Source organism: Flavobacterium sp. 123, assembly GCF_003634825.1.
In the GTDB taxonomy this organism is placed as follows: domain Bacteria; phylum Bacteroidota; class Bacteroidia; order Flavobacteriales; family Flavobacteriaceae; genus Flavobacterium.
Window position 1 is genome coordinate 1306430 of sequence record NZ_RBXD01000001.1, and the last position, 26795, is coordinate 1333224.

Sequence of the window (26795 nt, forward strand, 5' to 3'; positions counted from 1 at the left end):
ACTATATTTTGTAATCCTATTTAAATCAAGGTAATACATTTATTGTAATTGAGACTTAGCCAATTGCTTTCTGTAAAAAGAAATGAAAAACTGAATAAAAATAAACAAGAATATAAAAACTATTGGCAAAACAAACTTTAGCTTGCCTTGGATAGATTTAGTGTTCTTAATATTCATTACAACAGCACTTTCTCTTATTGTTTTATCAGAATTGAATAATTGTAATTTTAATTTTCCAATGTCTTTAATCAACGAATCCTTAGTTCTAATAATATCATTTAGTTGCGTATTTTCATTATAATAAATGAGTTTATCGCTTTTTTGATGGTTGCCATTTGAACTCGAAAAAGCATTTAATATTCCGTCTATTTGCACTATTATCCCTTCTTTGGATTGTAGTTCTTGTTGAAGATTACGTATCGAAATTTTTTGGATTTTACTAAAATAAGCATTCTCGTTCAAATAATTCAATATGGGCTGAATAGTGTTTTTTTCGTTTGTAAATGAATTTGTGGAAACAACAATATTGTGAAAATTGTAATTTTTGCTTGTTGTATTTTCTTTTACAACCGATTTTAAATCCCCATTTTGAGCCATTAATTGTAAAACCTCAAAATTCAACTTACTGGAATTAATAAATTCATAAACATCAACAATGGGTTCAATTGAAATTTTATTGATTTCCTCTGGATTTTTTATGCCAATTGATTTAAGAAAAACAAGGTCTCTTTCTGCAATTTTTGAAGCTAATAAATCAATTTTTGAATATAAATAATCTGTTGATTTAAAGTTAGGTTCAACTATAATTTGGTGCTCGTAGTTTTTTTGTGTTTGATCTAAATATACTCCTAATCCAATCCCAATAATTAACAAAATCGAAATAATAATCCTATTTCTAATAAAAAACTGAATCGCTTGAAATAGCCAAGTTTTAATTCCATTAAAAAAACTTCCAATTTTTTTTGAAATCTGAAACAAATCAATTTCTTGATTTTCTAAATTATTAGTTTCTTTTTTAGTCATTCTGCTGTTTTATTTAACGTTGAATATTTGTTCCAATATCTTGATCGTAATCAAATAAGTTGGCTTTACTCCTGTTGTTCCTAATCCTCCTGAAGCAAGCGTACTTCCTGTTTCTAATGGATTATCTGACGCATAATAAGCATATCTTACTTTTACGTCTTGCGGAACACTTTTTCTAATTTTAGAGGCAGATTGAATCGCTTTTTGATAATAGGAACCTTCCATTTCTAAACCGATTACACCCCAAGTTGATTCATGGAAAAACTTTAATAAATCCCTATTTTGTAATGATGTTCCTAATACGGTAACCATTGGTCCGGCATAAACCGCAATATCATTTCCTTCAAACATATCAAGGGTTAGCTCATTTTGGAAGAAGTAATTATCTGCTGTTCCCTCATTAATGTGTGCATTTGGAATCATAATATCGCCTTTACCTCCTTCTAAAATTCCAGCTTTTCCCATGATAGAAACTGATTTCACATTCAAAAGGGTGTCTTTTTTATACGGTTTCAATAACTCATCAATTGTTTCATAAGCCTGCTCTCCAAAAGCATAATCCATAACAATTAACACTGGTTTTTCGTCGCCTAAATTTGCGGTGGGAAATGCAGTTTTAGACCAATCAATTTTAGCTGTATCAAAAATTTGCACATCTATATTTGTTCCCGAAGTATCTAGTAATGATATCATTCCTTGATTCAAAGCAACTGATTCTACTTTGCTTCTGACTTCATTTGCTCCTGATTTGCTTAATTCTTCGTAAATAAAGAAATCAGACTTGTCTTTGAATGTTGATTTTAATATTGGCGTAGCAAAAATAGAATTCATCACACTATGCATATTTGCGCTAATGACATGAATAGGTCGTCCTAAAAGTTGGTTTTGTTTTAAAACTTCTTTGATATTAGTTGCCCAAATCTCTCCATGAATATGATGTCCCAAACGTTCTCTCAAAATTGGGCTAAAGGTTATGGTTCTTTTATTGTTCTCAACCGCTTCTTCAATTGCTAATTTTCCTAACCAAAAAATAACGTGTAAAAAACGATCTGGAAAAGTGGTAGATCCAAAGGCGTCATATATGTCTAAAATTTCTTCGAATGTTCTTCCAAGTATGTTTGCTGTATGCGATATTGCCTTTTCTTTCTCTATCTGCGAAAGTTTTTTGGTTTGAGATACTGCTTGCTCTAATTTGTTCCAATCTCGTGACACTTCGCCTCCTTCATCTAATAAAACTCTATTTCTAATTTTATGAGATTCAATAAAAATGAATGTCAAATGCGTCAAAATATCATAAATATCGGAACGACCACGCGTAATTTCAACATTCATTTGTTCCTCGTCAATTCGGTAACAATTTCTTCTTCTTTTTGGAGGAACAATTGCTTGAAAATGAGATTTAGAATACCCTTCATCCGATGTCAAATTGATAAATTTACATTCTTCAATTCCAATAGGAAGTCGCTCAATAACATATAAAAGCCCGTTCAATTCCACTTTTTCTTCGGCAATACTTCCATATATTTCTGGACGTAACGCTAATAATGCTTCTCGTAATGTGTCACCAGAAACTCCCATAGGTTTATAGAAACCTCTATTGAACAAATGACGCATTGTGATGTACATTTTTTCAATAGCTGCGGATGAATCTTGTGCTCTAGATCTGGATATATTTTTAGTTTCTTTCATTTTTTTGGGTAACACTACAATTACAAATGTATCATTTTTATTGCTCGTTTAATTGATCAACAATCTTTCTGTCGTTAGAAAGTCTTGGTATTTTATTCTGTCCGCCTAGCTTTCCAATTGATTTCATATAATCCTGAAAACCGTTTTTAGCAACTTTAGTAATAACTACTTTTCGAAGTACGTGTCCTACAATCAAATCATCGTAATACACATTTTGTTTTCGCATGGCATTGTCTATCGCTTCCGCAAAAAGATTAAAGTTTTCTGGTTCTCCCGAAGCATCGGTGTCAAATTCTATAAACCACTCATGATAAGGCAATCCTTCCGAAGGATTTATTTGTGGAGCCACCGTAAATTCATTCACTCGAATAGTAGTTCCTTCCATAGCTTCTTTCAACGCATTTTCTACTTCTTTACCAATGACATGTTCTCCAAAAGCCGAAATATAATGTTTGATTCTTCCCGATACAATTACTCTATAAGGCTTTAATGAGGTAAACTGAATAGTATCACCAATATTGTATCCCCAAAGTCCTGCATTAGTAGAAATAATCAACACATAATTAATTCCTAATTCGACTTCGCCTATGGTGTAGCGTCTTGGATTTTCGGTATAAAATTCATCACTTTTTATAAATTCATAGAAAATACCTGAATTCAAAAGCAGCAACATTCCTTTTTCTTTTTGAGAATCTTGATATGCAAAAAAACCTTCCGAAGCGGGGAACAATTCAATACTGTCAACTTTTCTACCAATTAAATTTTCAAATTTGGCACGATAAGGCTCGTAATTTACACCTCCATAAATAAACAAATTGAAGTTTTTGAAAATTTCGCCAACAGGCTTTCCTCCTTTTTGTTGCAGTTTTTCAAAATACATTTGTACCCAAGACGGAATTCCTGAAATCACCGTCATGTTTTTATCAAATGTTTCTTCAACAATGGCATTAACCTTAGTCTCCCAGTCTTCAATACAATTGGTTTCCCAAGATGGCATTCGGTTTTTTTGTAAATACTTTGGAACAAAATGCGCTACAATACCTGATAATCTACCTAGTTTAACACCGTTTTTCTCTTCAAGAATTGGGCTTCCTTGTAAAAAAATCATTTTTCCATCAACAAAATCGGCCTTACCTGTTTCATGAATATAGTGCAGAATTGCATTTCGAGCTGCCTCAATATGAAAAGGCATGGATTCCTTAGTCAACGGAATGTATTTTGCACCCGAAGTTGTTCCCGAAGTTTTGGCAAAATACAATGGTTTCCCTTTCCATAAAACATTTGGTTCTCCTTTTACAACACGATCAACATAGGGTTTTAATTCTTCGTAATCCCGAATGGGAACTTGTTTTGAAAAGTCTTCAAATGATTTAATTGTATCGAAATGATGGTCAATACCAAACTGGGTTTTCTTAGCTTCTTGAATTAGCTCTAAAAAAACTTTGTTTTGGGTTTTGATTGGTTCATTAACCCAAGCTTGTGTTTTGTTGTAAATTTTTTTGGCAAAAAATTTTGCAGCAGTTGATTTTATTGACATTTCTTACTTGAGATTTTAATTTTTGGACTTTTGGCTCTTCTCTTTTTGAGAGGCTGGAAGTTGCTTTTTTTCTTCTTGAGTTACTTGTTTTCTCAATTCTAATTCTTCTTTTGATGCTGATAAATCCATTTTAGAAGGAACTTCATCAGCTGCCGAAAGTATGGAATCCTTATTGAATTTTGCAAACTCTAACTCGCCGGTCAACACTTTTTGAATGGATTTAATATAGGCTTCATTTTTCTTTAAAGCTCGGGTTAACGAGTCTGATTTTAAAGCTAGTTCTGTAGCATCTCTTTTTAATTTTGAAGAAGAATAACCCGGAATAAACTCTCGTAAAGGAGTAAATGCAATTATAAAAGTAGTTACAAATGTTATTATAATAGCTCCTAAACTAGCGACTACAAAAACATTCATTAAAGTAAGTTTCAATGAAAAAGTTTCTTCAAAAGTATCTTCGTTAAGTATTATTAAACGCCTTTTATTGAATAAATTTTCTTTGAGCTTTTGCCGTTTTAGTCGTTTATCAACCATACTTTTTGATTATTGAACAAATATAACAATTATTGTTGTTGATTGTATTCCCTTGTGTTTTGTGCGGCTATACTTAACATAAATTTATTTTTAATAAATTTTTAACGCTTTTAAAGCCAAATAAATGTCTTAAAATTAGTTACCGTTAATTAATTCTATATACCTTTGCTTTCAGTTTTTATTAAAAATTTGCTTCGGCAATAAATTATTCAATCATGGGAAGATTAGGTGTTACAGAAATCCTTGTTATATTGGCAGTTGTTTTATTACTTTTTGGAGGTAAAAAAATTCCAGAATTAATGAAAGGTTTAGGAAGCGGAATTAAAGAATTCAAAAACGCAGCCAAAGACGACCAGCCAGCTGACAAAAAAGAAGAAACTAAAGAATAAATTCTTTTAGAAATTCAAAAAATAAAAAAATTCCAAATCCAAGATTATTCTTCGGGATTTGGAATTTTTTATGGAATAAATTGAGACTTTTATACAATCATTGTCAATTGAATTCTTTTTCTATCTTCATCAACTTCTGTGACTTTTACCTGAACATGTTGGTGTAATTTTACTACTTCATTCACATCGCTTACAAAACCTGCTTTGAGTTGTGAAATATGAACTAAGCCACTTTCCTTGATTCCAAGATCCACAAAACAACCAAAATTAGTAATGTTATTGACAATTCCCGGCAAAACCATTCCTGTTTTCAAATCTTTTATGGTTTTTACATTTGGATCAAATTCAAATACTTTTGCTGATTTTCTAGGATCTAATCCTGGTTTTTCGAGTTCTTTGATAATATCTTTTAAACCCAGTAAACCTATTTCTGGTGTTATATAATTTTCAGGTTTTATTAAAGCTGTTTTTTCTTTATTGGCAATCAAATCATTCACTGAAAGTTTCAAATCTTTTGCCATTTTTTCAACAATTCCATATGCTTCAGGATGTACCGCAGAATTATCTAATGGGTTTTTTGCATTCGAAATCCGAATAAAAGCAACGCCTTGCTGATAGGCTTTTTCACCTAAACGTGGCACTTTTTTTAATTGTTTTCTGTCTTCAAAAGGACCGTTTTCGGAACGATAATTTACAATATTTTCGGCTAGCTTCTCTCCTATTCCGCTCACATAACTCAATAAATGTTTACTCGCCGTATTGATGTTTATCCCAACTGAATTCACACAACGAATTACCGTATTGTCTAATTCTTCTTTCAATTTTGTTTGGTCAACATCATGTTGATACTGGCCTACGCCAATAGCTTTTGGGTCGATTTTTACTAATTCAGCCAAAGGATCTGACAATCGACGTCCAATTGAAACCGAGCCACGAACCGTAACATCAAAATTAGGAAATTCATCACGCGCAATTTTGGATGCAGAATACACCGAAGCTCCTGCTTCTGAAACAATAAATACCTGAACCGGTTTGTCAAAAGCAATTTTCTTAATGAAAAATTCAGTTTCTCTTGAGGCAGTTCCGTTTCCTATGGAAATAGCGTCAATTTTATAGGAATTTACCATAGAACGAATTTTTTTCATCGCCATGACTTCCTCTTTTTGAGGTGCGTGTGGATAAATGGTTTCGTTGTATAACAAATCCCCTTTTTCGTCTAAACAAACGACTTTACATCCCGAACGAAATCCAGGATCAATAGCTAAAATTCGTTTTTCGCCCAAAGGTGGTGCCAATAACAACTGCCCTAAATTATTTGCAAAAACCTGAATAGAATTAGCATCTGCTTTTGCTTTTGCCTCTTGCAATGTTTCATTAGAAATTGCAGGATTTAACAATCGTTTGTAACTGTCTTCAATAGCTAATTGAACGTGTGGCGTAGTGTTATTTTGACTTTTTAAGATTAATTCATCAATAATATCATACGCTTCGTCAATATCAACTTCAACTTTAAACTTAATAAAACCTTCATTTTCTGCACGAAGCATCGCTAACAATCGATGGGATGGTGCTTTAGTTAACGGTTCAGACCAATCAAAATATTGATTGAATTTTTGCGCTCCTTCTTCGTCTTTTTTTGTTTTTACAACTTTGGTGGTAATTATTGCTTTACGTTCGTACAATCTTCTGAGTTGTTTTCTAACATAAATATTTTCATTAATCCATTCGGCAATAATATCTCTTGCGCCTTGTAAAGCCGCGTCTTCATTGATTACATTTTCATTCAAATATTTAGTTGAAATAAAATCAACATCATCATTATTTTGCGCCATAATGATTTTTGCCAAAGGCTCTAAACCATTTTCTCGAGCAACATCAGCTTTGGTTTTTTTCTTCTTTTTAAATGGCAGATAGAAATCCTCTAATTCTTGTAAATCAAAACTTTGTTGTATTTTTTTATCTAATTCTGGTGTAAGCGCATTTTGTTCGTCAATAGATTTTAAAATCGCTTCTTTACGTTTTACAATTATTTCATATTCTTTTTGCAGTTTGGCAATTTGTTCAATTACTACTTCATCAAGATTTCCAGTTGTGTCTTTTCGATATCTTGAAATAAATGGAATCGTACAATCTTCTTGTAATAATTGCACTGTATTTTGAATGTTTATAGCCGCTGTAGAAACTGTTTTTGATATAAATTGTATGTTGGTCATTTCGAAAAAGAATTTTAAATAAGAATAAATAGATTTTGAAAAATCATCCTGCTAAAATAATATCTTTGAAGTTCAATTTATCGCCCAAATGATATTATTATACTATTTTTTACTACTAAATTTTTTAGGTTTTTTAGGAATTGGTTATGATAAACAACTAGCTAGAAAAAGACGAAGAAGAATTTCTGAAAAAACATTACTAAGCTTTGTTATGATGGGTGGAACAATTGGTTCGGGATTAGCTATGTTTGTCTTTAAACACAAAACTTCAAAAGAAAGTTATCTTTTGAAGTTTTATGGAATTTGTATAATACAAGTTGTACTTGTTTTTGGTCTGTTTTATTATAAAATAATACCGCTATAAATTATTTACAAGCAATTTTATTTACTCTATTTTGGTGTCTTCCACCTTCAAATTCAGTTTCTAAAAATGTTTCAACAATTTCTACTGCTTGAGGAATTGAAGTATAACGTGCTGGAATACTAATAATATTAGCATTGTTATGAAGTCTTGTTAAATAAGCTATTTCTTTTGTCCAACAAAGACCAGCTCTAACTTTTGGATGTTTATTTACCGTCATTGCAATTCCATTTCCGCTTCCGCAAATTACGATTCCAAAATCAGCTTTCCCTTCAGAAACATCGTTAGCTACAGGATGACCAAAATCTGGATAATCAACACTATCTTCTGAATCAGTTCCATAATTAGTTACTTCATGTCCTTTTGCTTTAAGCATTTCAACAATCGCTTTTTTATACTCTGGACCAGCGTGATCATTCCCAATAGATATTTTCATTTTCTAAATATTAAATTTTGTAGTGCAAATTTAATCAAAGATTTTGAGTTATATTTAATCCATTTGCTTGTTTCTTTTATTGAATACACATTATTAATTATATTTCTTTGACCATTGAAATTATAACTATCAGATTATTAAAAATATAGGTTTTTAAGGAAATTCGGTTTTTATATAATTATCTGGAAATCAATAGGTAATTTCTATTAATTTGTTAAAAAAGTATAATGTTAATATCGAAATGCAATTGCTTGATATTCAGTTAACTTTAAATTAACACGAAATGTTGATAAGTTCGGATAGAATTTTAGAAGTTTTTTTAGAATATTCTACAAAAAAGAGTAATCCAAAACCCATATTAGAAATCCAAATTTAGTTTGTTGAATTTTTAGAATAGTTATCAAGATTAAAAAATGGCTTATTAACATATTTTAAAAAAATACTTATCTACAAAAAGATTCCTTTTTCTATTATTAACAGTTGTTAACTAAAATACAAAATACCTTTAAAACTAAATCTTTAGCTTAAAAAAAGAATGTTAATAACTAAAAATAACATGATATAAGTTCATTTCAATACTTTTTAAAATAAATTTATAGTAGCTATTAACACACTATAATAACCATTAAAAAAGATTTTAAATTTCCTTTTTCTTTTTGTTGTATTTAATATATGTTGACAACTTTAAATTTTTAAAAAGAAAAAAATTAAACGATATTCAATTTGTTATTCAAATTGTCTAGTATTTCTTGAACTGCTTCAAAATCGTTTTGATGAACTTTTAATTTGATTCCGCCTAAAGCTGTTGAATAAAAAGGAGCAACTGATAAAGTTATTTCGTTTTCGAAAAAATAAGGAATACCTTCTTGTTGTAAAATGTGTTTAAGTACCACAATTTCATGAGAGTGATTAAATATAGCTATTGTTTTAAACTCCTCCATTTTGATTTTTTTATAAATGTACGAAAGTTATATTTTTAATAAATCTATTCTTTAAAATTAGAATTCTAACATCTTCTTTGTAATTTTAGACTTTTAAGAAAAGAAATATGGGGAAAAGATTGAGAAAGCCAATTAAAAAAGAGAAAGACTTCTCAGATAAGATTTTAAAAATATTATCACAAAATGCTAATAAAGCATTCAATTATAAGCAAATAGGAGCAAAGCTAGATCTTGATGACACTCAAAGTCGCAATCAAATTATTAAAGATTTGAAAATTTTAGCTGCTTCCAAAAAAATTATTGAATCAGAACCTGGTAAATATTTAGTAAAAGCAGTAAGTCAGGATTATTACGAAGGAAAAATTGATATGACAGGTCGAAAAACCGCTTATTTTATCTGTCCTGATTTTGAAGAAGATGTTTTTATTCCAACAAATAATTTGAATCACGCCTTAGATAAAGATACTGTAAAAGTTTATGTTTATAATAGAAGAAAAGGTAAAAGACCTGAAGGTGAAGTAATTGAAGTTGTTGAAAGAAATAAAACTGATTTTGTTGGAGTTATAGATATTCAAAAGAATTTTGCTTTTGTATCAACAGCCAATCCAAAAATGTACACGGATATTTTTATTCCAAAAGATAAAATAGGAGAGGCTGAACAAGGAGATGTTGTATTAGTTCATATTGAAGATTGGCCCAAACGAGCAGATAGTCCATTTGGAGCAGTACTAAAAGTTTTAGGAAAACCAGGAGAACATGATACTGAAATTCATGCTATTTTAGCCGAATATGGTTTACCTGCTGAATTTCCTATTGAAGTTGAAACTTATGCACAAAAAATAGATACCACTATTCATGAAACTGAAATTGCGAAACGTCGAGATATGCGAGATACCTTGACTTTTACAATAGATCCAAAAGATGCAAAAGACTTTGATGATGCCTTATCATTTAAAAAATTAGAAAATGGAAATTATGAAATAGGGGTACATATTGCGGATGTTTCATTTTATCTTGAAGAAGGAACTATCCTTGATGATGAAGCCTATCAAAGAGCAACTTCTGTTTATTTAGTAGATAGAGTAGTACCTATGTTACCTGAAGTTTTGTCTAATTTTGCCTGTTCACTTCGACCACAAGAGGAAAAATATACGTTTTCGGCAGTTTTTGAAATTAATGAAAAATCACAAGTTGTTAACCAATGGTTTGGACGTACTGTAATATTTTCAGATCAACGCTTTTCATATGAAGAAGCACAAGTTATAATTGAAACTAAATCTTCAACTATCCCAGCAGAAATTTCATTAACAGGAAAAGAATATAAAGCTTCAGATGAAATTACAGCAGCTACTCTTAAAATGGATGAATTAGCTAAGATTTTACGAAGAAAAAGAATGAATGAAGGTGCTATTTCTTTTGATAAAGTTGAAGTTAAATTTAATTTAGATCAAGAAGGAGAACCAGAAGGTGTTTATTTCAAAATATCAAAAGATGCCAATCATTTAATTGAAGAATTTATGCTTTTGGCTAATAGAAAAGTAGCTGAATATATTGGAAAACAAAAGAAAACCTTTGTTTATCGAATTCATGATGAACCAAATGAAGATAAATTAATAGCCATGCAGACGGTTATAGCTAAATTTGGTTATAAAATAGATTTCAGAAATAAAGGAGATATTTCAAAATCGTTAAACAATTTATTAGCTGAAGTAGTCGGTAAAAAAGAACAAAATTTAATCGATACACTTACTATTCGAAGTATGAGTAAAGCTAAATATTCAACGGATAATATTGGACATTATGGCTTAGCTTTTGAATATTATACTCATTTTACTTCACCAATTCGTCGTTATCCAGATGTTATGGTGCATCGATTATTGCAATATTATCTTGATGGAGGAAAATCAGTTGATGAAGAAACTTATGAAACTAAATGTTTACATTCATCAACAATGGAAGGTTTAGCTACAAATGCTGAACGAGATTCTATAAAATACATGCAAGTTAAATACATGCAAAATCATCAAGATCAAGAGTTTTTGGGTGTAATTTCTGGTGTAACAGAATGGGGAATTTATGTAGAAATCATTGAAAACAAATGCGAAGGAATGTGCAGAATTCGTGACATTAAAGAAGATTATTATACTTTTGATGAAAAACAATATGCACTTGTAGGAGCTACTTCTGATAAAATATTACAATTAGGTGATGAAATTTACGTTAAAGTAAAAAATGCAGATTTAGTTAAAAAACAATTGGATTTTCATTTTTTAAGAAGAAATGAATAATGAATTAAAATTTTAAAAAATGAAAAAATTAATAGCAGTAGCAATACTTTTTATTGCTTACAATTCTAATGCACAAGTAACTAAAAATTTAGGTGATTTTGATACTGTAAAAGTATTTGATCAATTGAATGTGAAGTTAATTTCTAGTTCAGAAAATAAAATTGTTATTACTGGAAATAGAGAAAATGAAGTGGAAGTTTTAAATAAAAACGGCGAATTAAAACTTAGAATGCCTTTTCCAAAATTATTATCAGGAAATGATATTACTATTAAATTGTATTTTAAACAATTAGAAAGTATTAGCGCAAGCGAAGGAAGTTTTGTTTCAAGTGATTATATTTTTAAACAAACTTCATTAGATTTGAATGCTAAAGAAGGAGCTCAAATAACAGTTAAATTAGATGTTCAAAAAGCTGGTGTTAAACTGAATTCAGGTGGAATAATTGAATTATCAGGTAAAGCTTTAAATCAAGATGTTGTTATTACTTCAGGAGGAATTTTGAAAGCTGCTGATTTAAGTACTTCTCAAACTTCAATAAGTGTAGCCGCTGGAGGAAATGCAGAAGTTAATGCATCTACTTTAGTTGATGCAAAAGTTAAAGCAGGAGGGACTATTCACATTTATGGTAAACCAAAACAAATCAATAAACAAACGATTATTGGCGGAACTATAACAGAAGAATAGTATAAGAAAGTAAAAATTTTATTCTAAATAAATTTATATTTTAATGATTAATGATATTATAACAGGGATACCATGGGGAATTTTCCTAAGTTTCATGATAGGACCTGTATTTTTTATATTGCTTGAAACGAGTATTACAAAAGGATTTAGAGCTGCTTTAGTTTTTGATTTAGGAGTAGTTTTAGGAGATATTTTCTTTATAGCTATAGCATATTTAGGAAGTTATCGATTAATTCAAAGTTTAAAGGATAAGCCAGCACTTTTTATGTTTGGTGGAATGTTAATGTTGGTTTATGGAATAATTTCCTTTGTAAAATTAAAAAAAGAAGGAAAAATTAAATATGCATTAATTGATAAAGAAATCATTAAAAAAAATTATTTAAGCCTTTTTATAAAAGGTTTTTTATTGAATGTAATTAATATAGGGGTTCTAGGTTTTTGGTTGGCAATTATTATTTCTGTAGGACCAAAATTAGAGATGCAAACCTCAAGAATGATTACTTTTTTTATCTCTGTAATTGTATCCTATTTACTAATTGATTGCATAAAAATTGTATTAGCAAAGCAATTAAAAACAAAGTTAACACCTTCAAATATTCTTAAAGTTAAAAAGGGAATCAGTATTGTTTTAATCATTTTTGGTATTGTTTTGATAACACAAGGTTGGTTTCCAAAAGAAAAAGAAATGGTTAAAAATGCTTTAGAGAAGATTGATAAATAAGTTAGTATTTTACTAATAAAAAGGCTGATTATAAAACATTTATAATCAGCTTTTTTGTTTAAATTAACTTACATTTCTTATATGGTTTATATTAGAATTTGCTTTGAAATTTTATTCATTTAGTCTCAATTTGACCCACATTTTAATTCATTTTAAAACAACTTACATTTCTTATATGGTTTAAATTTTATTTATTTAGTCTCAATTCGAACCGCACTTTAACTCATTTTAAAACAACTTACATCTCTTATATGGTTTAAATTTTATTTATTTAGTCTCAATTCGAACCGTATTTTAATTAATTTTTCTTAAAAATTATAACAAAAAAAACCTCCAAGTTTCCTTGAAGGTTTTAGAGGCATCTCCCGAAGCTTCGGGACTGATTCGAACCGTATTTTAACTCATTTTTCTTAAAAATTATAACAAAAAAAAACCTCCAAGTTTCCTTGAAGGTTTTAGAGGCATCTCCCGAAGCTTCGGGACTGATTCGAACCGTATTTAATTAATTTTTCTTAAAATTATAACAAAAAAAACCTCCAAGTTTCCTTGAAGGTTTTAGAGGCATCTCCCGAAGCTTCGGGACTGATTCGAACCGTATTTTAACTCATTTTTCTTAAAAATTATAACAAAAAAAACCTCCAAGTTTCCTTGAAGGTTTTAGAGGCATCGTCCGGATTCGAACCGGAGTAGGAGCTTTTGCAGAGCCCAGCCTAGCCGCTCGGCCACGACGCCGTTATTGAACGGATGGCAAAAGTAACTAAAAAGTTTAAAGTTTAAAAGTTTAATACCTAAAATTCCTAAAAAAATTAAAGAATTGAACTATTAACTTTTCTTTTTCCGTTTTTTTTATAAAAAATTAGTTTCTATATTCTTCCATTTCAATAGTAACTGCTTCAACATCACCACCTATTGGCGGATTTAATTTAGAAACACCCACTATAATTCTTGAAATAGAAGGAATTTCATCAAAAATTCTAACTATAATTCTATGAGCAACATGTTCTAATAATTGTGCTCTTATTTCCATTTCTTCTACCACAATTTTGTTTAAAAGCACATAATCTACTGTATCTTCAAGGTTATCAGAGATAGAAGATTTTCTTAGATCTGTTTTTACTTCTAAATCTACGCTATAATCTGATCCAATTTTTCCTTCTTCAATTAAACAACCGTGGTAGGAAAAGGTGCGTATATTTTTAAGTTTTATGATTCCCATTTTTTTGATGTTTTGTTATCTCGTTTATCACAGTAAAAGTACAAAATGTTTTGTTTTTTTAGACCTAAACTCAAATAAAGGATACTCTGATTCAATGATTCCACAACAAATTTGATAACTTTGCAATTCAAATTTAAAAAAATGGCAGCAGAAGATAAATCACTTCATTTTATCGAACAAATTATAGAAGACAGTTTAGCAAGTGGTTTACCCCAGGATAAGTTGCGTTTTCGTTTTCCACCAGAACCTAATGGATATTTACACATTGGCCATGCCAAATCCATATGTTTAAATTTTGGCTTAGGATTAAAGTATAATGCGCCTGTAAACTTACGTTTTGACGACACTAATCCCGCTAAAGAAGAGCAGGAATATGTAGATGCTATTAAAGAAGATTTAAAATGGCTAGGCTTTAATTGGAGCGAAGAATTATATTCATCTGACTATTTTCAACAGTTGTATGAATGGGCTGTTTTAATGATTAAAAATGGAAAAGCGTATGTTGACAGTCAATCTTCTGAAGATATGGCGCAACAAAAAGGGACGCCTACACAACCCGGAGTTGATGGTCCTTATAGAAACCGTTCTGTAGAAGAAAATTTAGCCTTGTTTGAAGGAATGAAAAATGGTGATTTCCCTGAAGGAACACATGTTTTACGTGCTAAAATAGATATGGCTTCTACTAATATGTTGATGCGTGATCCATTGATGTACAGAATTTTACACCGTCATCATCATAGAACAGGAAATGAATGGAATATTTATCCTATGTATGATTATGCTCATGGAGAAAGTGATTACATAGAACAAATTTCTCATTCTATCTGTACTTTAGAATTTGTTATGCACAGAGAATTGTATGATTGGTTTTTAGATCAGATTTATGATGATAAAAAGATAAGACCACATCAATATGAGTTTGCTCGTTTAAACTTGAATTATACTGTAATGAGTAAACGAAAACTCTTGCAATTAGTTCAAGAAAATTTTGTTGATGGTTGGGATGATCCAAGAATGCCAACTATTTCTGGATTAAGAAGAAGAGGGTATACCGCAGCTTCTATCCGTAAATTTTGCGATATTATAGGTGTTGCTAAACGTGAAAATGTAATCGATGTTTCCCTTTTAGAATTTTGTCTTCGTGAAGATTTGAATAAAAAGGCTGCTCGTGTAATGGCCGTTTTAGATCCAGTGAAATTAGTTATTACAAATTATCCTGAAGGTAAAGACGAATGGCTTGATGCCGAAAATAATCAGGAAGATGAAAGCGCAGGATATAGAAAAGTTCCTTTTTCTCGTGAATTATACATAGAAAGAGAAGACTTTTTAGAAGTTGCTCCAGCCAAGTTTTTCCGTTTAAGCATTGGTAACGAAGTACGTCTTAAAAATGGTTATATCATTAAAGGAGAAAGTGTTACTAAAGATGCTGAAGGTAATATTACCGAAATTCAAGTAACCTATGATGAAGATTCTCGAAGTGGAAGTGGGAGCGAAGCAAGTCAACGAAAAGTTGCAGGAACCTTGCATTGGGTTTCCGTTTCTCATGCTATTGAAGCTGAAGTTCGCTTGTATGATAGGTTGTTTATTGATGAAGCTCCAGACAGTCATAAAGAGAAAAACTTCTTAGAGTTTATGAATGTTAATTCTTTATCAGTTGTAAAAGGATTTGTTGAACCTAGTTTGAATGAGGTTCAAGTTGGTGATAATTTCCAGTTCCAAAGATTGGGTTATTTCAATGTCGATAAGGATTCTAAAGAAGGAAATTTAGTTTTTAATAAAACCGTTGGTCTTAAGGATGCTTGGGAAGAAAAAGGTAAAAAAGAACAAAATCTATTGATGAATACTCAAAAAGAAATCAATAAATATGTTAAAGAAAAAGACCAAAAAGCAGCAGATTTAATTCTTGATTCTATTATTGAAAACATTAAAAGCATAGACAATTATACTTTAATAAACCAAACGATTGTTAAGAATATTAAAAACGATAATAATTCTTTATTGTTTGCCAATTTGATTTTAGAACATTCTGATAAAGTTAATCCTTCGGATATTGAAAAAGAATCTTTAACAAAATTATATACTATGTCTTTAAAAAGTCAGTTGGATAAAGTTAGAATTTCTACAGTTCAAAATATTAAACATGACACTTTAAACTTTGAAGATTTCAAAGGACAGCTTTTTGATTTGAAAAGCGTTGAGAAAAATGAAAAGCTTCAAAATTTATTGAGCGATTTATAACATCAATTTTTTATATTGAAAACCCACTATTCAGTGGGTTTTTTTATTATTTAAACTTTTTATCATTTATTATTTTTACATAGATTTTTACAATTAAAAACGGCTTTTTTAGCGTGTTTTTAAGGTGTTTTTTTGTTTTTTATGAGTGCTAGTATAAAAAACAAAAATTCATTTAACAGCGTCTTTTATTTTAGTTTTTGTGCAGATTTGGATTACTTTAACGACTTGTTAACGTGACAATATTAATAAAATTTGTAACTTTAAGCTATTATTAATTCAAATATTAAAATCATGGCAAATAACACAGGAAATACTTTGTTGGCACTTTTGACGGGTGCTGCAATTGGAGCAGGAGTTGGAATTTTGTTTGCTCCAGATAAAGGTTCAAATACAAGAGGAAAAATCAAAGGAAGTTATGATGATGCCAAAGATGAACTGAAGCATAAATTAGATGAAGTTTCAGATCAACTTAAAAAAAAGTTTTCAAGTACAAAATATAACTTAGAAGATTCCTATGAAGATTTAGTTTCAAATATGAGTTATAAAACCGAAGACGTAATTACTTTTTTAGAATCAAAATTGGCTGAATTAAAAAAACAAAACGCCAAACTTCACAAATAAATTAGATTGCAATATTAAATTGAAACCTAAAATTTAAATTATGGCTTTTGAAGAATTAAAAGAACGTACCGAAAATATCCAAGATCACGCCAAAAATTATATTGAGAGTAATTTAGCGTATTATAAATTAAGGAGTTTTAAAGTAGCAATGAAATCAACAACCATGATTTTGAAGTTTATTTTGATTCTTTTATGTGTTTGCATGATTTTATTATTTTGTTCAATAGCGGCTGCTTTTGCAATTGGAAATTATTTTGAAAATAATGCTTTAGGATTTTTAATTGTTGGAGGATTTTATTTGGTGTTGACAGGTCTTTTGTTTTTAATAAAAGACAAAATAGTAGAGGGACCTATTTTAGAGAAATTTTCTGAAATCTTTTTTAATGACTAACCATGGAAACTAAAAAATATTCATCCTACGCTGAAATTGAAAGTGAACTTGAGATTTTGAAATTGGAAAAAGAAATCCATTTTCAAAAAATGATATATAATTTTGAAAAAACGAAAGAATGTCTTGAGCCTAAAAATTTAATTACAGGTTTTCTGGGCTCTTACAAGACAAAATTTTCTGGTTCTTATGTTAAAATTATTCAGGCTTTAATTCCATATTTTATCAATTGGATTACAAATAGAAAAAGAGGCAATTAAGCCTCTTTTTTATTGAAAGATATTATTTTCAATTCTTAATTTCTCTTCAAAAATCTAACTTCTTCTTTTTTATAATTTAGGACAAATAAATTAACGTTATTTTCTAAAAAAACCTTTAGGTTTACTCTCGTTAATTTAATCGTATGAAAAAGATATTTTTAGGCTTTATTTTTATTATCTCAACTACAGCTTTTGCTCAGTATGGCTATAGAGATTCTAATAGAATTGGTATTTTCTTTGGAGCCAATCAATGTACTTTAAACACTAATAATTTTGAAACCAAACCTGGAATGGGATGGAATGCAGGATTATCTATGCGAGGAAATTTTTATAATAATTGGGATATGGTCTATGCAATTGAGTTTAGTGAAAATAACTTTATGGTTGCTACAAAAGACCTAGTTTCAATTAATGAAGATGTAAACTATAAGATGCCTTCTGCGCAAATATCTTTACAATTGAGTTATGTGTGTATTGAAAATCATTTAAGCATAGAATTTGGCCCAATAGTTCAATTAAATGGCAAACTAAAAACAGAAAGTGAGAATGAAAATAACAGCATTACAGGAACTACAGTATTAACAAAAGATATAGAAGACATTTCTAAGTTCAATTGTTATCCTGCTGCCGGAATTACTTTTGGAGTGAAACATGTTCGTTTAAATATTTCATATCAATACGGTTTGATGAATACACTCGGTAATCTAAACAATAAATATCCAAACGCTAATTTCAAAGGAAATACAAGCATGCTTAATGGAAATTTGATTATTTATTTATAAGAAATTCAAAATAAAAAGCACCAATTTCACAACATTCAATGAAGTGAAATTGGTGCTTTTTTAGTGTTTTTTAAAAACTATAAAGTAGCTATTGCTTTTTGAATTCGCGTAATTGTTTCTTCTTTTCCAATAACCTCTACTATATCAAATAGGTGAGGACCTTTAAGCGCTCCAACTAAACTCAAACGGAATGGCTGCATTATTTTCCCCATTCCAATTTCGTTTTTAGTCATCCAATCTTTTACAATGGTTTCTATATTTAGAGTTGAAAAATCAGTAATTTCTTCAAGTACTGAAATTAATTCTTGCATTAATACTGGAGTTTCTTCCTTCCAGTTTTTGCTGGCTTTTTCATCATAGGTTGTTGGAGCCACAAAAAAGAAATCACTCATTTCCCAAAATTCAGAGACAAAATGAGCACGTTCTTTAATTAAAGAAACAATTCTCGTTAGTTCAACCAATGAAAAATCACGATTTAGATTTTTTGATTCTACAATAGGAGCGAAGGCTTTTGCCAAAACAACATCATCTTGTTTTATCAAATATTGATGATTGAACCATTTGTTTTTTTCAGGGTCAAATTTAGCTCCTGCTTTATGAACTCTATTTAAATCAAAAGCTTTTACTAATTCTTCTAATGAAAATAATTCTTTTTCGGTTCCATCATTCCACCCTAATAAGGCTAAGAAATTGACAACAGCTTCTGGGAAGTATCCTTTTTCTCTATATCCTGACGAAACTCCTTCGGCTGTTTTCCAATCTAACGGAAATACAGGGAATCCCATTTTATCTCCATCACGTTTGGACAATTTTCCATTTCCAATAGGTTTCATAATCAATGGTAAATGAGCAAATTCTGGAGCTACCCAATTAAATGCTCTATACAATAAAACGTGTAAAGGCATAGATGGCAACCATTCTTCACCACGGATAACATGTGAAGTTCCCATTAAATGATCATCTACAATATTTGCCAAATGATACGTTGGCATTCCGTCAGCCTTGAATAATACTTTGTCATCAAGAAGATTAGTTTCAAATTTTACATCTCCACGAATAATGTCATGTAAATGCAAAGTTTCATTAACTGGAGTTTTAAATCGGATGACAAAATCTTCACCATTAGCGATTCTCTTAGCCGTTTCTTCAGCTGAAATTACTAATGAGGTATCTAGTTTTTCTCGATTGTTGTGGTTATAAATAAATGTTTTTCCTTGTTCTTCCTGCAGTTTTCTTTCCTTATCCAAAGCTTCTGCCGTATCAAAAGCATAATAGGCATTACCTGAATTGATTAATTCATCAGCATATTGTTTGTACAAATCTTTTCTTTCGCTTTGACGGTAAGGACCAAATTTTTCATTTTTCCCAATAGTTTCATCTGGAGCTATTCCTAACCATTCTAAAGCTTCCATAATATATTCTTCCGCTCCAGGAACATAACGATTTTGATCCGTATCTTCAATTCGCAAAAAGAAAGTACCGCCGTTTTTCTTTGCAAATAAATAATTGAAAAGGGCAGTACGAACACCACCAATATGTAAAGGTCCAGTTGGACTTGGTGCAAAACGCACACGAACTTGCTTTGACATTTTTATAAATTTTGGGCAAAGATACAATTTCAATCACTCAATCAAAGAATTTGAAAATGAGATATTATTGCATTAACAACTTTGGTTCTTAATTTAACATTTCTTTATTCATATTAATTATTACTTTTATTGGTTGTTAATAATTAATTGTAAACCTTGAATACTCAAAACATCATATATCAAAAGATTGAGTCTTTTATCAAAAAATTCTATAGGAATGAATTGATAAGAGGAATTATTCTTTTTGTTGGTTTTGGGCTTTTATACTTTCTGTTTACCTTATTTATTGAATATTTTCTTTGGCTTAATATATTGGGAAGAACTTTTTTGTTTTGGATTTTTGTAGCCGTTGAAATCTCATTGTTGTTTCGTTTTATCTTATTTCCAATATTTAAATTGTTTCGACTTCAAAAAGGGATGGACTATCAGGAAGCTTCTCTAATTATTGGAAACCATTTTTCGGAAGTGAAAGATAAGCTTACAAATTTTATTCAATTGTCAGAAAACAAAGAACAATCTGAATTATTAGTTGCGTCGATTGAACAAAAAGCTCTTGCGTTGCAACCGATTCCTTTTGGAAACGTCATCAATTTCAATAAAAATAAAAAGTATTTACCATTAGCAGTTATCCCCATTTTGTTTTTTTTGTTCTTTTATTTGTCGGGAAATACTAAAATTATTTCTCAAAGTTTTAATCGGGTAGTGCATTTCAATGCTGCTTTTTTACCACCAGCTCCTTTTCAATTTGTGGTCTTGAATTCAAATTTGCAAACGGAACAGAATAAAGACTTTGTTGTTCGGGTGAAAACTATTGGTAACATTGTACCTGAGAATGCAATGATTTTTTTGGGTGATGAAAGCTATTATATGGAAGCTGTAAAAGCGGGTGAGTTTGAATTCAAGATTGTCAAACCTTCTGAAAACATTTCTTTTCATATTGAAGCGAATGAAGTTGTTTCACCTGATTTAGAATTGAAAGTAGTTACCGTTCCTGCTATTTCAAATTTTGAAATGCAACTTGATTTTCCTTCCTATTTAAATAAAAAATCAGAATTAATAAAAGGTTCAGGTAATGCCATTATTCCGGTAGGGACTCGTGTCACCTGGAAAATTAATGCAGCCGCAACTCAAAACATTGATTGGAAAGCGGATAAATCTTATTTTGCATTTATTAAAACAGAAAACTACTTTGTTTTAGCAAAAAATATACTTCAAAATACAGATTATCAAATTCTTACCTCAAATGATAAGGTTAAAAATTACGAAAAATTAAATTATCAGCTTTCGGTTGTTAAAGATCAGTTCCCAATGATTAATGTGCTTGCTGTTCCTGATAGTTTGAAGGCAGAAAAAAACTATGTCACAGGTCAAATCTCTGATGATTATGGATTGTCTAAGCTTCAGGTTGTTTACTACGAAAGAGCAAATCCTTCAAAAGTTAAACGTGGAACAATTGCATGTAAGAAAGATACTTTTGATCAATTTGTTTTTGCATTTCCTAGTAATCTTCCTGTTGTTGCTGGTGTTTCGTATGAGTATTATTTTGAGATTTTTGACAATGATGCTATTCATCATTTTAAAAGTACGAAGTCTAGCGTTTTCTCTAATCGGATTTCTACTGAAGAGGAAAAAGCAGATCAGCTTTTGCAGCAGCAAAATGATAATATTAATAGCTTAGAAAAATCACTTCAATCTCAAGACAAGCAATTATCTGAAATGGATAAGTTGCAAAACATGGGAAAAGAAAAAGACAGTTTTGAATTTAAAGAACAACAAAAAGTAAATGATTTTATCAAACGTCAAAAGCAACAAGACGAAATGATGCAACAGTTTGCAAAAAAAATGAAAGACAATTTAGATAAATTCAACACGGATAAAAAAGAAGAATCTAAAGAAGATTTGCAAAGACGGCTCAATAAGGTTGATAAAGATTTGGATAAAAACAAGAAACTTTTGGACGAATTACAAAAGTTGAATGATAAAATTAATAGCGAAGATTTGCTAAAAAAATTAGACAACTTCAAACAGAATAGTAAAAATCAAACCAGAACATTAGAACAGTTGGTTGAATTGACTAAGAAGTTTTATGTAGAAAAAAAGGCGGAACAAATCATCGATAAATTGGATAAACTGTCCAAGAAGCAAAATGATTTGGCAGACAAAGAGAAAGATAATAATGTTAAAAATCAAGATGAAATTAACACCTCTTTTGATAAAATTCAAGAAGATTTAAAAACTTTGGAACATGAAAATAAAGAGCTTAAATCGCCTTTGGATTTACCTAACGATGAATCAAAAGAAAAAAGTATTGATGACGATTTAAAGAAAGCAACGGATGAATTGAATAAGTCTAATACAGATAAAGCAAAGCCAAAACAAAAAAGTGCTTCCAAGAAAATGAAAGAAATTGCTATAAAAATGCAAGAAAACATGGAGTCTTCTGAAATGGAACAAATGGAAGAAGATGTTAAGATGTTGCGTCAGATATTGGATAATTTATTAGCGTTTTCTTTATCTCAAGAAGATGTTATGGATCAGTTTAAAAACTTAAAATCTGGGTCGCCTTCATTTAATAAGAACATAAAAATTCAGCAAAATTTAAAGTTACAATTCAAACATGTTGACGATAGTTTATTTGCTTTGTCATTAAGAAATGCTAAAATTGAAGAATCAATCACAAAAGAAATTGGAAATATTCAATACAACATGGACAAGTCTTTAGAAACTTTAACTGATTCTCAAATTTCAAAAGGACTGTCTCATCAACAATATGCAGTTTCTTCTGCAAATAAATTAGCGGATGTTTTGAGTGATATTCTTTCTAACATGCAAATGTCTTTGTCTGGAATGGGAATGGGTAAGCCTAAGCCGGGTCAAGGACAAGGAATGCAACTCCCAGATATTATTAAAAAACAAGATGGTTTGGCTCAAAAAATGAAAGATGGATTAAAGAAAGGAGATGGTTCGGAACAAGGCGATTCCAATAAGAAAGGTAAAAAAGAAGGAGATTCTGGTTCGAATGGAACAGAAGGTGAGGGCGAAGCGGAGGCAATTATGCAAATTTACAAACAACAAAAGCAGTTGCGTGATGCATTAGAAATGGAGTTGAACAAGCAGGGTTTGAGTAGGGATGGTCAAAGTGCTTTAGATCAAATGAAGCAAATTGAAAAGCAACTTTTGAATAAAGGTTTTAAAAATGAAACGCTTCAAAAAATATTGAATTTGCAACAAGAATTGCTTAAACTTAAAACTGCTATTCAGCAACAGGGAGAAGAAAACAAACGGCAATCTGAAACGAATAAAAAAGAGTTTAACAATGCATCTAATGCGTTGCCGCCCTCAATATTAGATTATTTGAATAGCATTGAAATATTAAATAGACAATCCTTACCTTTGCGCTCCAATTTTAACTTTAAAGTTCAAGAATATTTTAATAAAAAATGATCAATTTTAATTACGAAACTGAATTTACTTTAGAAAACGTGCAAGCTTTTGAAGATTGGTTGTCTAGAGTTATTGTGTCAGAAAACAAGAAGGAAGGGGAGATAAATTATATTTTCTGCGATGATGAATACCTGCATAAAATAAACTTGGAATATCTTAATCACGATACGTTGACGGATATTATCAGCTTTGATTATTCTATGGGGAATGAATTGAACGGTGATATTTTTGTTTCTATCGAAAGGGTTAAGGATAATGCAGCTGATTTTAATGTTCTTTTCGATGACGAATTAAAGCGCGTTGTTGTACATGGTATTTTACATTATTGTGGATATAAAGATAAAAGTGAAGTAGACGAAGCATTAATGCGTTCTAAAGAAGATGAAAAGATTGCCATGTTTCACGTGGAACAATAAAATGTTTAAACTTCTTAATTTACGTTTCGCGTGGAACATCAATGCTGTTTTTTGCTACATATGTTTTAATGTTTCACGTGGAACAAAAAAATAAAATTTCAAAACATCAATCCTAAGAACAATCAAGGGATTAAATTATAAAACAAAATGTTTCTAAACGAATATGATGTAATTGTTGTTGGTGCGGGTCACGCAGGTTGTGAAGCTGCTGCTGCTGCTGCAAATTTAGGGTCAACAACTTTATTGGTTACAATGAGCTTGCAAAACATAGCGCAAATGTCTTGTAATCCCGCTATGGGCGGAATTGCAAAAGGACAAATTGTGCGCGAAATTGATGCGCTTGGAGGTTATTCAGGAATCGTTTCTGACAGAACGGCGATTCAATTTAAGATGTTGAATAAATCAAAAGGCCCTGCTATGTGGTCGCCAAGAGTTCAAAGCGACCGTATGCGTTTTTCGGAAGAATGGCGCATGATGTTAGAAGGAACGCCTAATCTTGATTTTTACCAAGAAATGGTGAAAGGCTTGATTATTGACAACGGAAAGATTAAAGGAATCCGAACTTCGTTAGGGGTAGAGATTCGATCTAAATCAGTTGTGCTGACTAATGGAACTTTTCTGAATGGTTTGATTCATATTGGAGAAAAACAATTTGGAGGAGGAAGAGCTGGTGAAAGTGCCGCTTATGGAATTACAGAAGATTTGGTTCAAGCAGGTTTTGAGTCTGGACGAATGAAAACAGGAACGCCTCCAAGAGTAGATGGTCGTTCTTTGGATTATTCTAAAATGAATGAAGAAAAAGGAGATGCTAAGCCAGATAAGTTTTCTTATTCGGATGTGACTTCGCCATTGACAAATCAGCGTTCTTGTTATATGACTTATACTTCTCTTGATGTTCATAATATTTTAAGAGAAGGTTTTGATCGTTCTCCAATGTTTAATGGAAGAATAAAAAGTCTTGGACCAAGATATTGTCCTTCGATAGAAGATAAAATTAATCGTTTTGCTGATAAGGAAAGACATCAATTATTTGTTGAGCCTGAAGGTTGGCATACTTGTGAGGTTTATGTAAATGGTTTTTCAACTTCTTTGCCAGAGGATATTCAATTTAAAGCATTGCGTTCTGTTGTAGGATTTGAAAATGTAAAATTCTTCCGCCCGGGTTATGCAATTGAATACGATTATTTTCCACCAACACAATTAAAACACACTTTGGAAACGAAGCTTGTGGAAGGATTATATTTTGCTGGACAGATAAACGGAACGACTGGATATGAAGAAGCGGCTTCTCAAGGATTAATGGCGGGGATAAATGCGCATCTAAAAGTTCACGAGAAAGCGCCGTTAATTTTAAAAAGAGACGAAGCGTATATTGGAGTTTTAATTGATGACTTGATTACAAAAGGAACAGAAGAGCCTTATAGAATGTTTACTTCACGTGCAGAATATAGAACGTTACTTCGTCAAGACAATGCCGATTTTAGATTAACTCCAATGTCTTATGAAATTGGTTTAGCATCTGAAGCGCGTTTGCGTAGAATGGAACACAAATTAAAAGAATCTGAAAAAATGGTAGCTTTCTTTAAAGAAACAAGTGTTTCTGTAGCGGAAGCAAATCCTATTTTAGAATCGAAAGATACGGCGTTGATTTCGCAAGGTGATAAAATGTTTAAAGTGTTTTCTCGTCCACAGATTGATTTAGAAGATATCATGAAGTTTGAAAAAGTAATTGCTTATGTTGATGAAAATGATTTAGATCAAGAAATTTTAGAACAGGCCGAGATTCAAGTGAAATATTCTGGATATATTGAGAAAGAAAGAAATAATGCCGATAAGCTTACGAGGTTAGAAGAAGTTAAAATTCCAGAAAACTTTGATTATAACAAAATCAAATCAATGTCAATTGAAGCTAAACAAAAACTGTCTAAGATTCGTCCAGTAACCATTTCGCAAGCGTCTAGAATAAGTGGAGTTTCTCCCAGTGATATTTCGGTTTTGCTAATTTATATGGGACGTTAATATAAAATATTAATTTGTTCCACGTGAAACTACTTTGTTAAGGCTTGTTATTATTGGGGAATTTAAAAAAAGAATAAAATAAATAAATGGATATTTCAAACCAAAAGCATTTTTTAACTGTTACTGATTATTCTGTTTCAAAAGAAATTTTCGACCTGTATCATAACGAAGAGTTGGATATGCTAATCACATCGCCACAACCGGGTTTAGATGTTTTAGGTAAATACTACGAAAGCGTTGATTACATTTCTCACACAGATAGCAAGCGTTCGCTGTTTGAAAAAATGTATCATTTTGTAAAAAGTATAGCGCTAAAAAACAAATTAAATTTAATCAATTCACAACAACCTAATAAAGGTAGTATTTTGGACATTGGTGCAGGAACAGGAGAATTTCTTTCTGTGGCCAGACAAGATGGCTGGAAAACAATAGGAGTGGAGCCTAGCGATAAGGCAAAAGCAATTGCAAAAAACAAAGGTGTTTCATTTGTAGAACAAACAAGCGAATTAGAAAGCCATTCTTTTGATGTTATTTCGATGTGGCACGTTTTAGAACATGTTCCTGATTTAAAACAACAAATAAAAGAATTGAAGCGATTGTTAAAACCAAACGGAACTTTAATTATTGCCGTTCCTAATTTTAAATCTTTCGATGCAAAACATTACGGAAAATTTTGGGCGGCTTATGATGTGCCAATTCATTTTTGGCATTTTTCCAAAACAGCTATAAAAAAACTTTTTCAGAAAGAAGAAATGCAATTGGTGAAAATTCTGCCAATGAAATTTGATTCCTTTTATGTGTCTTTGCTTTCGGAAAAATATAAAACCGGGAAAATGAATTTTGTAAAAGCATTTTTCATCGGATTGCAGTCAAATTTAAGAGCAAAGAAGAATTTTGAATATTCTTCACACATTTACATCCTTAAAAACAACTAAAAACGATTTTTAATGGATTTAAGAGGTGTTTTTGGGTTAAATGGTGGCGTAAGTTGTCTTTTCTGAGAAAGTC

23 protein-coding genes and 1 tRNA gene are annotated in these 26795 nt (G+C 30.7%); 14 read left to right on the plus strand and 10 right to left on the minus strand.

The genetic code is table 11. The annotated features are described in order from the left end of the window. Positions 1–39: 39 nt before the first annotated feature. From C8C88_RS05855 to C8C88_RS05870, 4 genes are read right to left on the minus strand one after another with little or no spacing between them, the layout of a single operon-like run. Complete coding sequence (locus C8C88_RS05855; RefSeq protein WP_121337213.1) at positions 40–1023, minus strand: hypothetical protein; 984 nt, start codon at positions 1021–1023, stop codon at positions 40–42. A 9-nt stretch (positions 1024–1032) separates the two neighbouring features. Next, on the minus strand, positions 1033–2712 hold the full coding sequence (locus C8C88_RS05860; protein WP_121337214.1) for a hypothetical protein: 1680 nt from the start codon (positions 2710–2712) through the stop codon (positions 1033–1035). Positions 2713–2749: 37 nt separating this feature from the next. After that, complete coding sequence (locus C8C88_RS05865) at positions 2750–4249, minus strand: GH3 auxin-responsive promoter family protein (RefSeq protein WP_121337215.1); 1500 nt, start codon at positions 4247–4249, stop codon at positions 2750–2752. Between the two features lie 15 nt (positions 4250–4264). Then, positions 4265–4780, minus strand: a complete 516-nt coding sequence (locus C8C88_RS05870; RefSeq protein ID WP_121337216.1) for a peptidase — start codon at positions 4778–4780, stop codon at positions 4265–4267. A gap of 215 nt (positions 4781–4995) precedes the next feature. Here C8C88_RS05870 and tatA point away from each other — a divergent pair, with 215 nt between their 5' ends. Continuing rightward, positions 4996–5169 carry a twin-arginine translocase TatA/TatE family subunit gene (gene tatA, locus C8C88_RS05875; protein WP_035635989.1) on the plus strand — a complete coding sequence of 58 codons (174 nt, stop codon included), beginning with the start codon at positions 4996–4998 and terminating at the stop codon, positions 5167–5169. 89 nt (positions 5170–5258) lie between these two features. Here tatA and C8C88_RS05880 read toward each other — a convergent pair whose 3' ends face one another. Further along, positions 5259–7382 carry a Tex family protein gene (locus tag C8C88_RS05880; protein ID WP_121337217.1) on the minus strand — a complete coding sequence of 708 codons (2124 nt, stop codon included), beginning with the start codon at positions 7380–7382 and terminating at the stop codon, positions 5259–5261. Positions 7383–7470: 88 nt separating this feature from the next. Between C8C88_RS05880 and C8C88_RS05885 the strand changes: the two genes are divergently transcribed. Next, complete coding sequence (locus tag C8C88_RS05885; protein WP_121337218.1) at positions 7471–7746, plus strand: DUF1294 domain-containing protein; 276 nt, start codon at positions 7471–7473, stop codon at positions 7744–7746. Position 7747: 1 nt separating this feature from the next. On the opposite strand, the gene rpiB is transcribed toward C8C88_RS05885, so the two are convergent. Together rpiB and C8C88_RS05895 are read right to left on the minus strand one after the other, a co-directional pair. Next, the gene (gene rpiB, locus C8C88_RS05890) at positions 7748–8179 is read right to left on the minus strand and encodes a ribose 5-phosphate isomerase B (RefSeq protein WP_121337219.1); all 432 of its coding nucleotides are present in this window, start codon (positions 8177–8179) and stop codon (positions 7748–7750) included. 707 nt (positions 8180–8886) lie between these two features. After that, a complete protein-coding gene (locus C8C88_RS05895; protein WP_121337220.1) occupies positions 8887–9120 on the minus strand; it encodes a putative signal transducing protein in 234 nt (77 codons plus the stop codon). 107 nt (positions 9121–9227) lie between these two features. Between C8C88_RS05895 and rnr the strand changes: the two genes are divergently transcribed. From rnr to C8C88_RS05910, 3 genes are read left to right on the plus strand one after another with little or no spacing between them, the layout of a single operon-like run. After that, on the plus strand, positions 9228–11408 hold the full coding sequence (gene rnr, locus C8C88_RS05900) for a ribonuclease R (protein WP_121337221.1): 2181 nt from the start codon (positions 9228–9230) through the stop codon (positions 11406–11408). A 19-nt stretch (positions 11409–11427) separates the two neighbouring features. Next, positions 11428–12093 carry a head GIN domain-containing protein gene (locus C8C88_RS05905; protein ID WP_121337222.1) on the plus strand — a complete coding sequence of 222 codons (666 nt, stop codon included), beginning with the start codon at positions 11428–11430 and terminating at the stop codon, positions 12091–12093. Positions 12094–12136: 43 nt separating this feature from the next. Continuing rightward, positions 12137–12814 carry a LysE family translocator gene (locus C8C88_RS05910; RefSeq protein ID WP_121337223.1) on the plus strand — a complete coding sequence of 226 codons (678 nt, stop codon included), beginning with the start codon at positions 12137–12139 and terminating at the stop codon, positions 12812–12814. Positions 12815–13475: 661 nt separating this feature from the next. On the opposite strand, the gene C8C88_RS12885 is transcribed toward C8C88_RS05910, so the two are convergent. After that, a tRNA-Cys gene (locus C8C88_RS12885) sits at positions 13476–13546 on the minus strand. A 124-nt stretch (positions 13547–13670) separates the two neighbouring features. Further along, positions 13671–14030, minus strand: coding sequence for a dihydroneopterin aldolase (gene folB, locus C8C88_RS05915; protein ID WP_121337224.1), 360 nt, complete (start codon positions 14028–14030; stop codon positions 13671–13673). Between the two features lie 141 nt (positions 14031–14171). Between folB and C8C88_RS05920 the strand changes: the two genes are divergently transcribed. The 5 genes from C8C88_RS05920 (at position 14172) to C8C88_RS05940 (ending at position 18319) form a co-directional block, all read left to right on the plus strand. Next, on the plus strand, positions 14172–16268 hold the full coding sequence (locus tag C8C88_RS05920) for a glutamine--tRNA ligase/YqeY domain fusion protein (RefSeq protein ID WP_121337225.1): 2097 nt from the start codon (positions 14172–14174) through the stop codon (positions 16266–16268). Between the two features lie 291 nt (positions 16269–16559). Next, complete coding sequence (locus tag C8C88_RS05925; RefSeq protein ID WP_121337226.1) at positions 16560–16889, plus strand: YtxH domain-containing protein; 330 nt, start codon at positions 16560–16562, stop codon at positions 16887–16889. 40 nt (positions 16890–16929) lie between these two features. Beyond that, positions 16930–17280, plus strand: coding sequence for a phage holin family protein (locus C8C88_RS05930; RefSeq protein ID WP_121337227.1), 351 nt, complete (start codon positions 16930–16932; stop codon positions 17278–17280). A 2-nt stretch (positions 17281–17282) separates the two neighbouring features. Beyond that, positions 17283–17537 carry a DUF6327 family protein gene (locus tag C8C88_RS05935; protein WP_121337228.1) on the plus strand — a complete coding sequence of 85 codons (255 nt, stop codon included), beginning with the start codon at positions 17283–17285 and terminating at the stop codon, positions 17535–17537. A 143-nt stretch (positions 17538–17680) separates the two neighbouring features. Continuing rightward, a complete protein-coding gene (locus tag C8C88_RS05940; protein ID WP_121337229.1) occupies positions 17681–18319 on the plus strand; it encodes a PorT family protein in 639 nt (212 codons plus the stop codon). A gap of 77 nt (positions 18320–18396) precedes the next feature. Here the strand turns inward: C8C88_RS05940 and gltX are convergent, their stop codons facing one another. Beyond that, positions 18397–19908, minus strand: coding sequence for a glutamate--tRNA ligase (gene gltX / locus C8C88_RS05945; protein WP_121337230.1), 1512 nt, complete (start codon positions 19906–19908; stop codon positions 18397–18399). Positions 19909–20325: 417 nt separating this feature from the next. Between gltX and C8C88_RS05950 the strand changes: the two genes are divergently transcribed. From C8C88_RS05950 to C8C88_RS05965, 4 genes are all read left to right on the plus strand, one after another. Beyond that, positions 20326–23352 (plus strand): hypothetical protein, encoded by a 3027-nt coding sequence (locus C8C88_RS05950; RefSeq protein WP_233549316.1) that lies wholly within the window; start codon positions 20326–20328, stop codon positions 23350–23352. Beyond that, on the plus strand, positions 23349–23768 hold the full coding sequence (ybeY, locus tag C8C88_RS05955; RefSeq protein ID WP_121337232.1) for an rRNA maturation RNase YbeY: 420 nt from the start codon (positions 23349–23351) through the stop codon (positions 23766–23768). Before C8C88_RS05950 ends, ybeY begins: the two co-directional genes overlap by 4 nt. A gap of 147 nt (positions 23769–23915) precedes the next feature. Continuing rightward, positions 23916–25787 (plus strand): tRNA uridine-5-carboxymethylaminomethyl(34) synthesis enzyme MnmG, encoded by a 1872-nt coding sequence (gene mnmG, locus C8C88_RS05960; protein ID WP_121337233.1) that lies wholly within the window; start codon positions 23916–23918, stop codon positions 25785–25787. An 86-nt stretch (positions 25788–25873) separates the two neighbouring features. Continuing rightward, the gene (locus tag C8C88_RS05965) at positions 25874–26722 is read left to right on the plus strand and encodes a bifunctional 2-polyprenyl-6-hydroxyphenol methylase/3-demethylubiquinol 3-O-methyltransferase UbiG (RefSeq protein WP_121337234.1); all 849 of its coding nucleotides are present in this window, start codon (positions 25874–25876) and stop codon (positions 26720–26722) included. Positions 26723–26795: the final 73 nt, after the last annotated feature.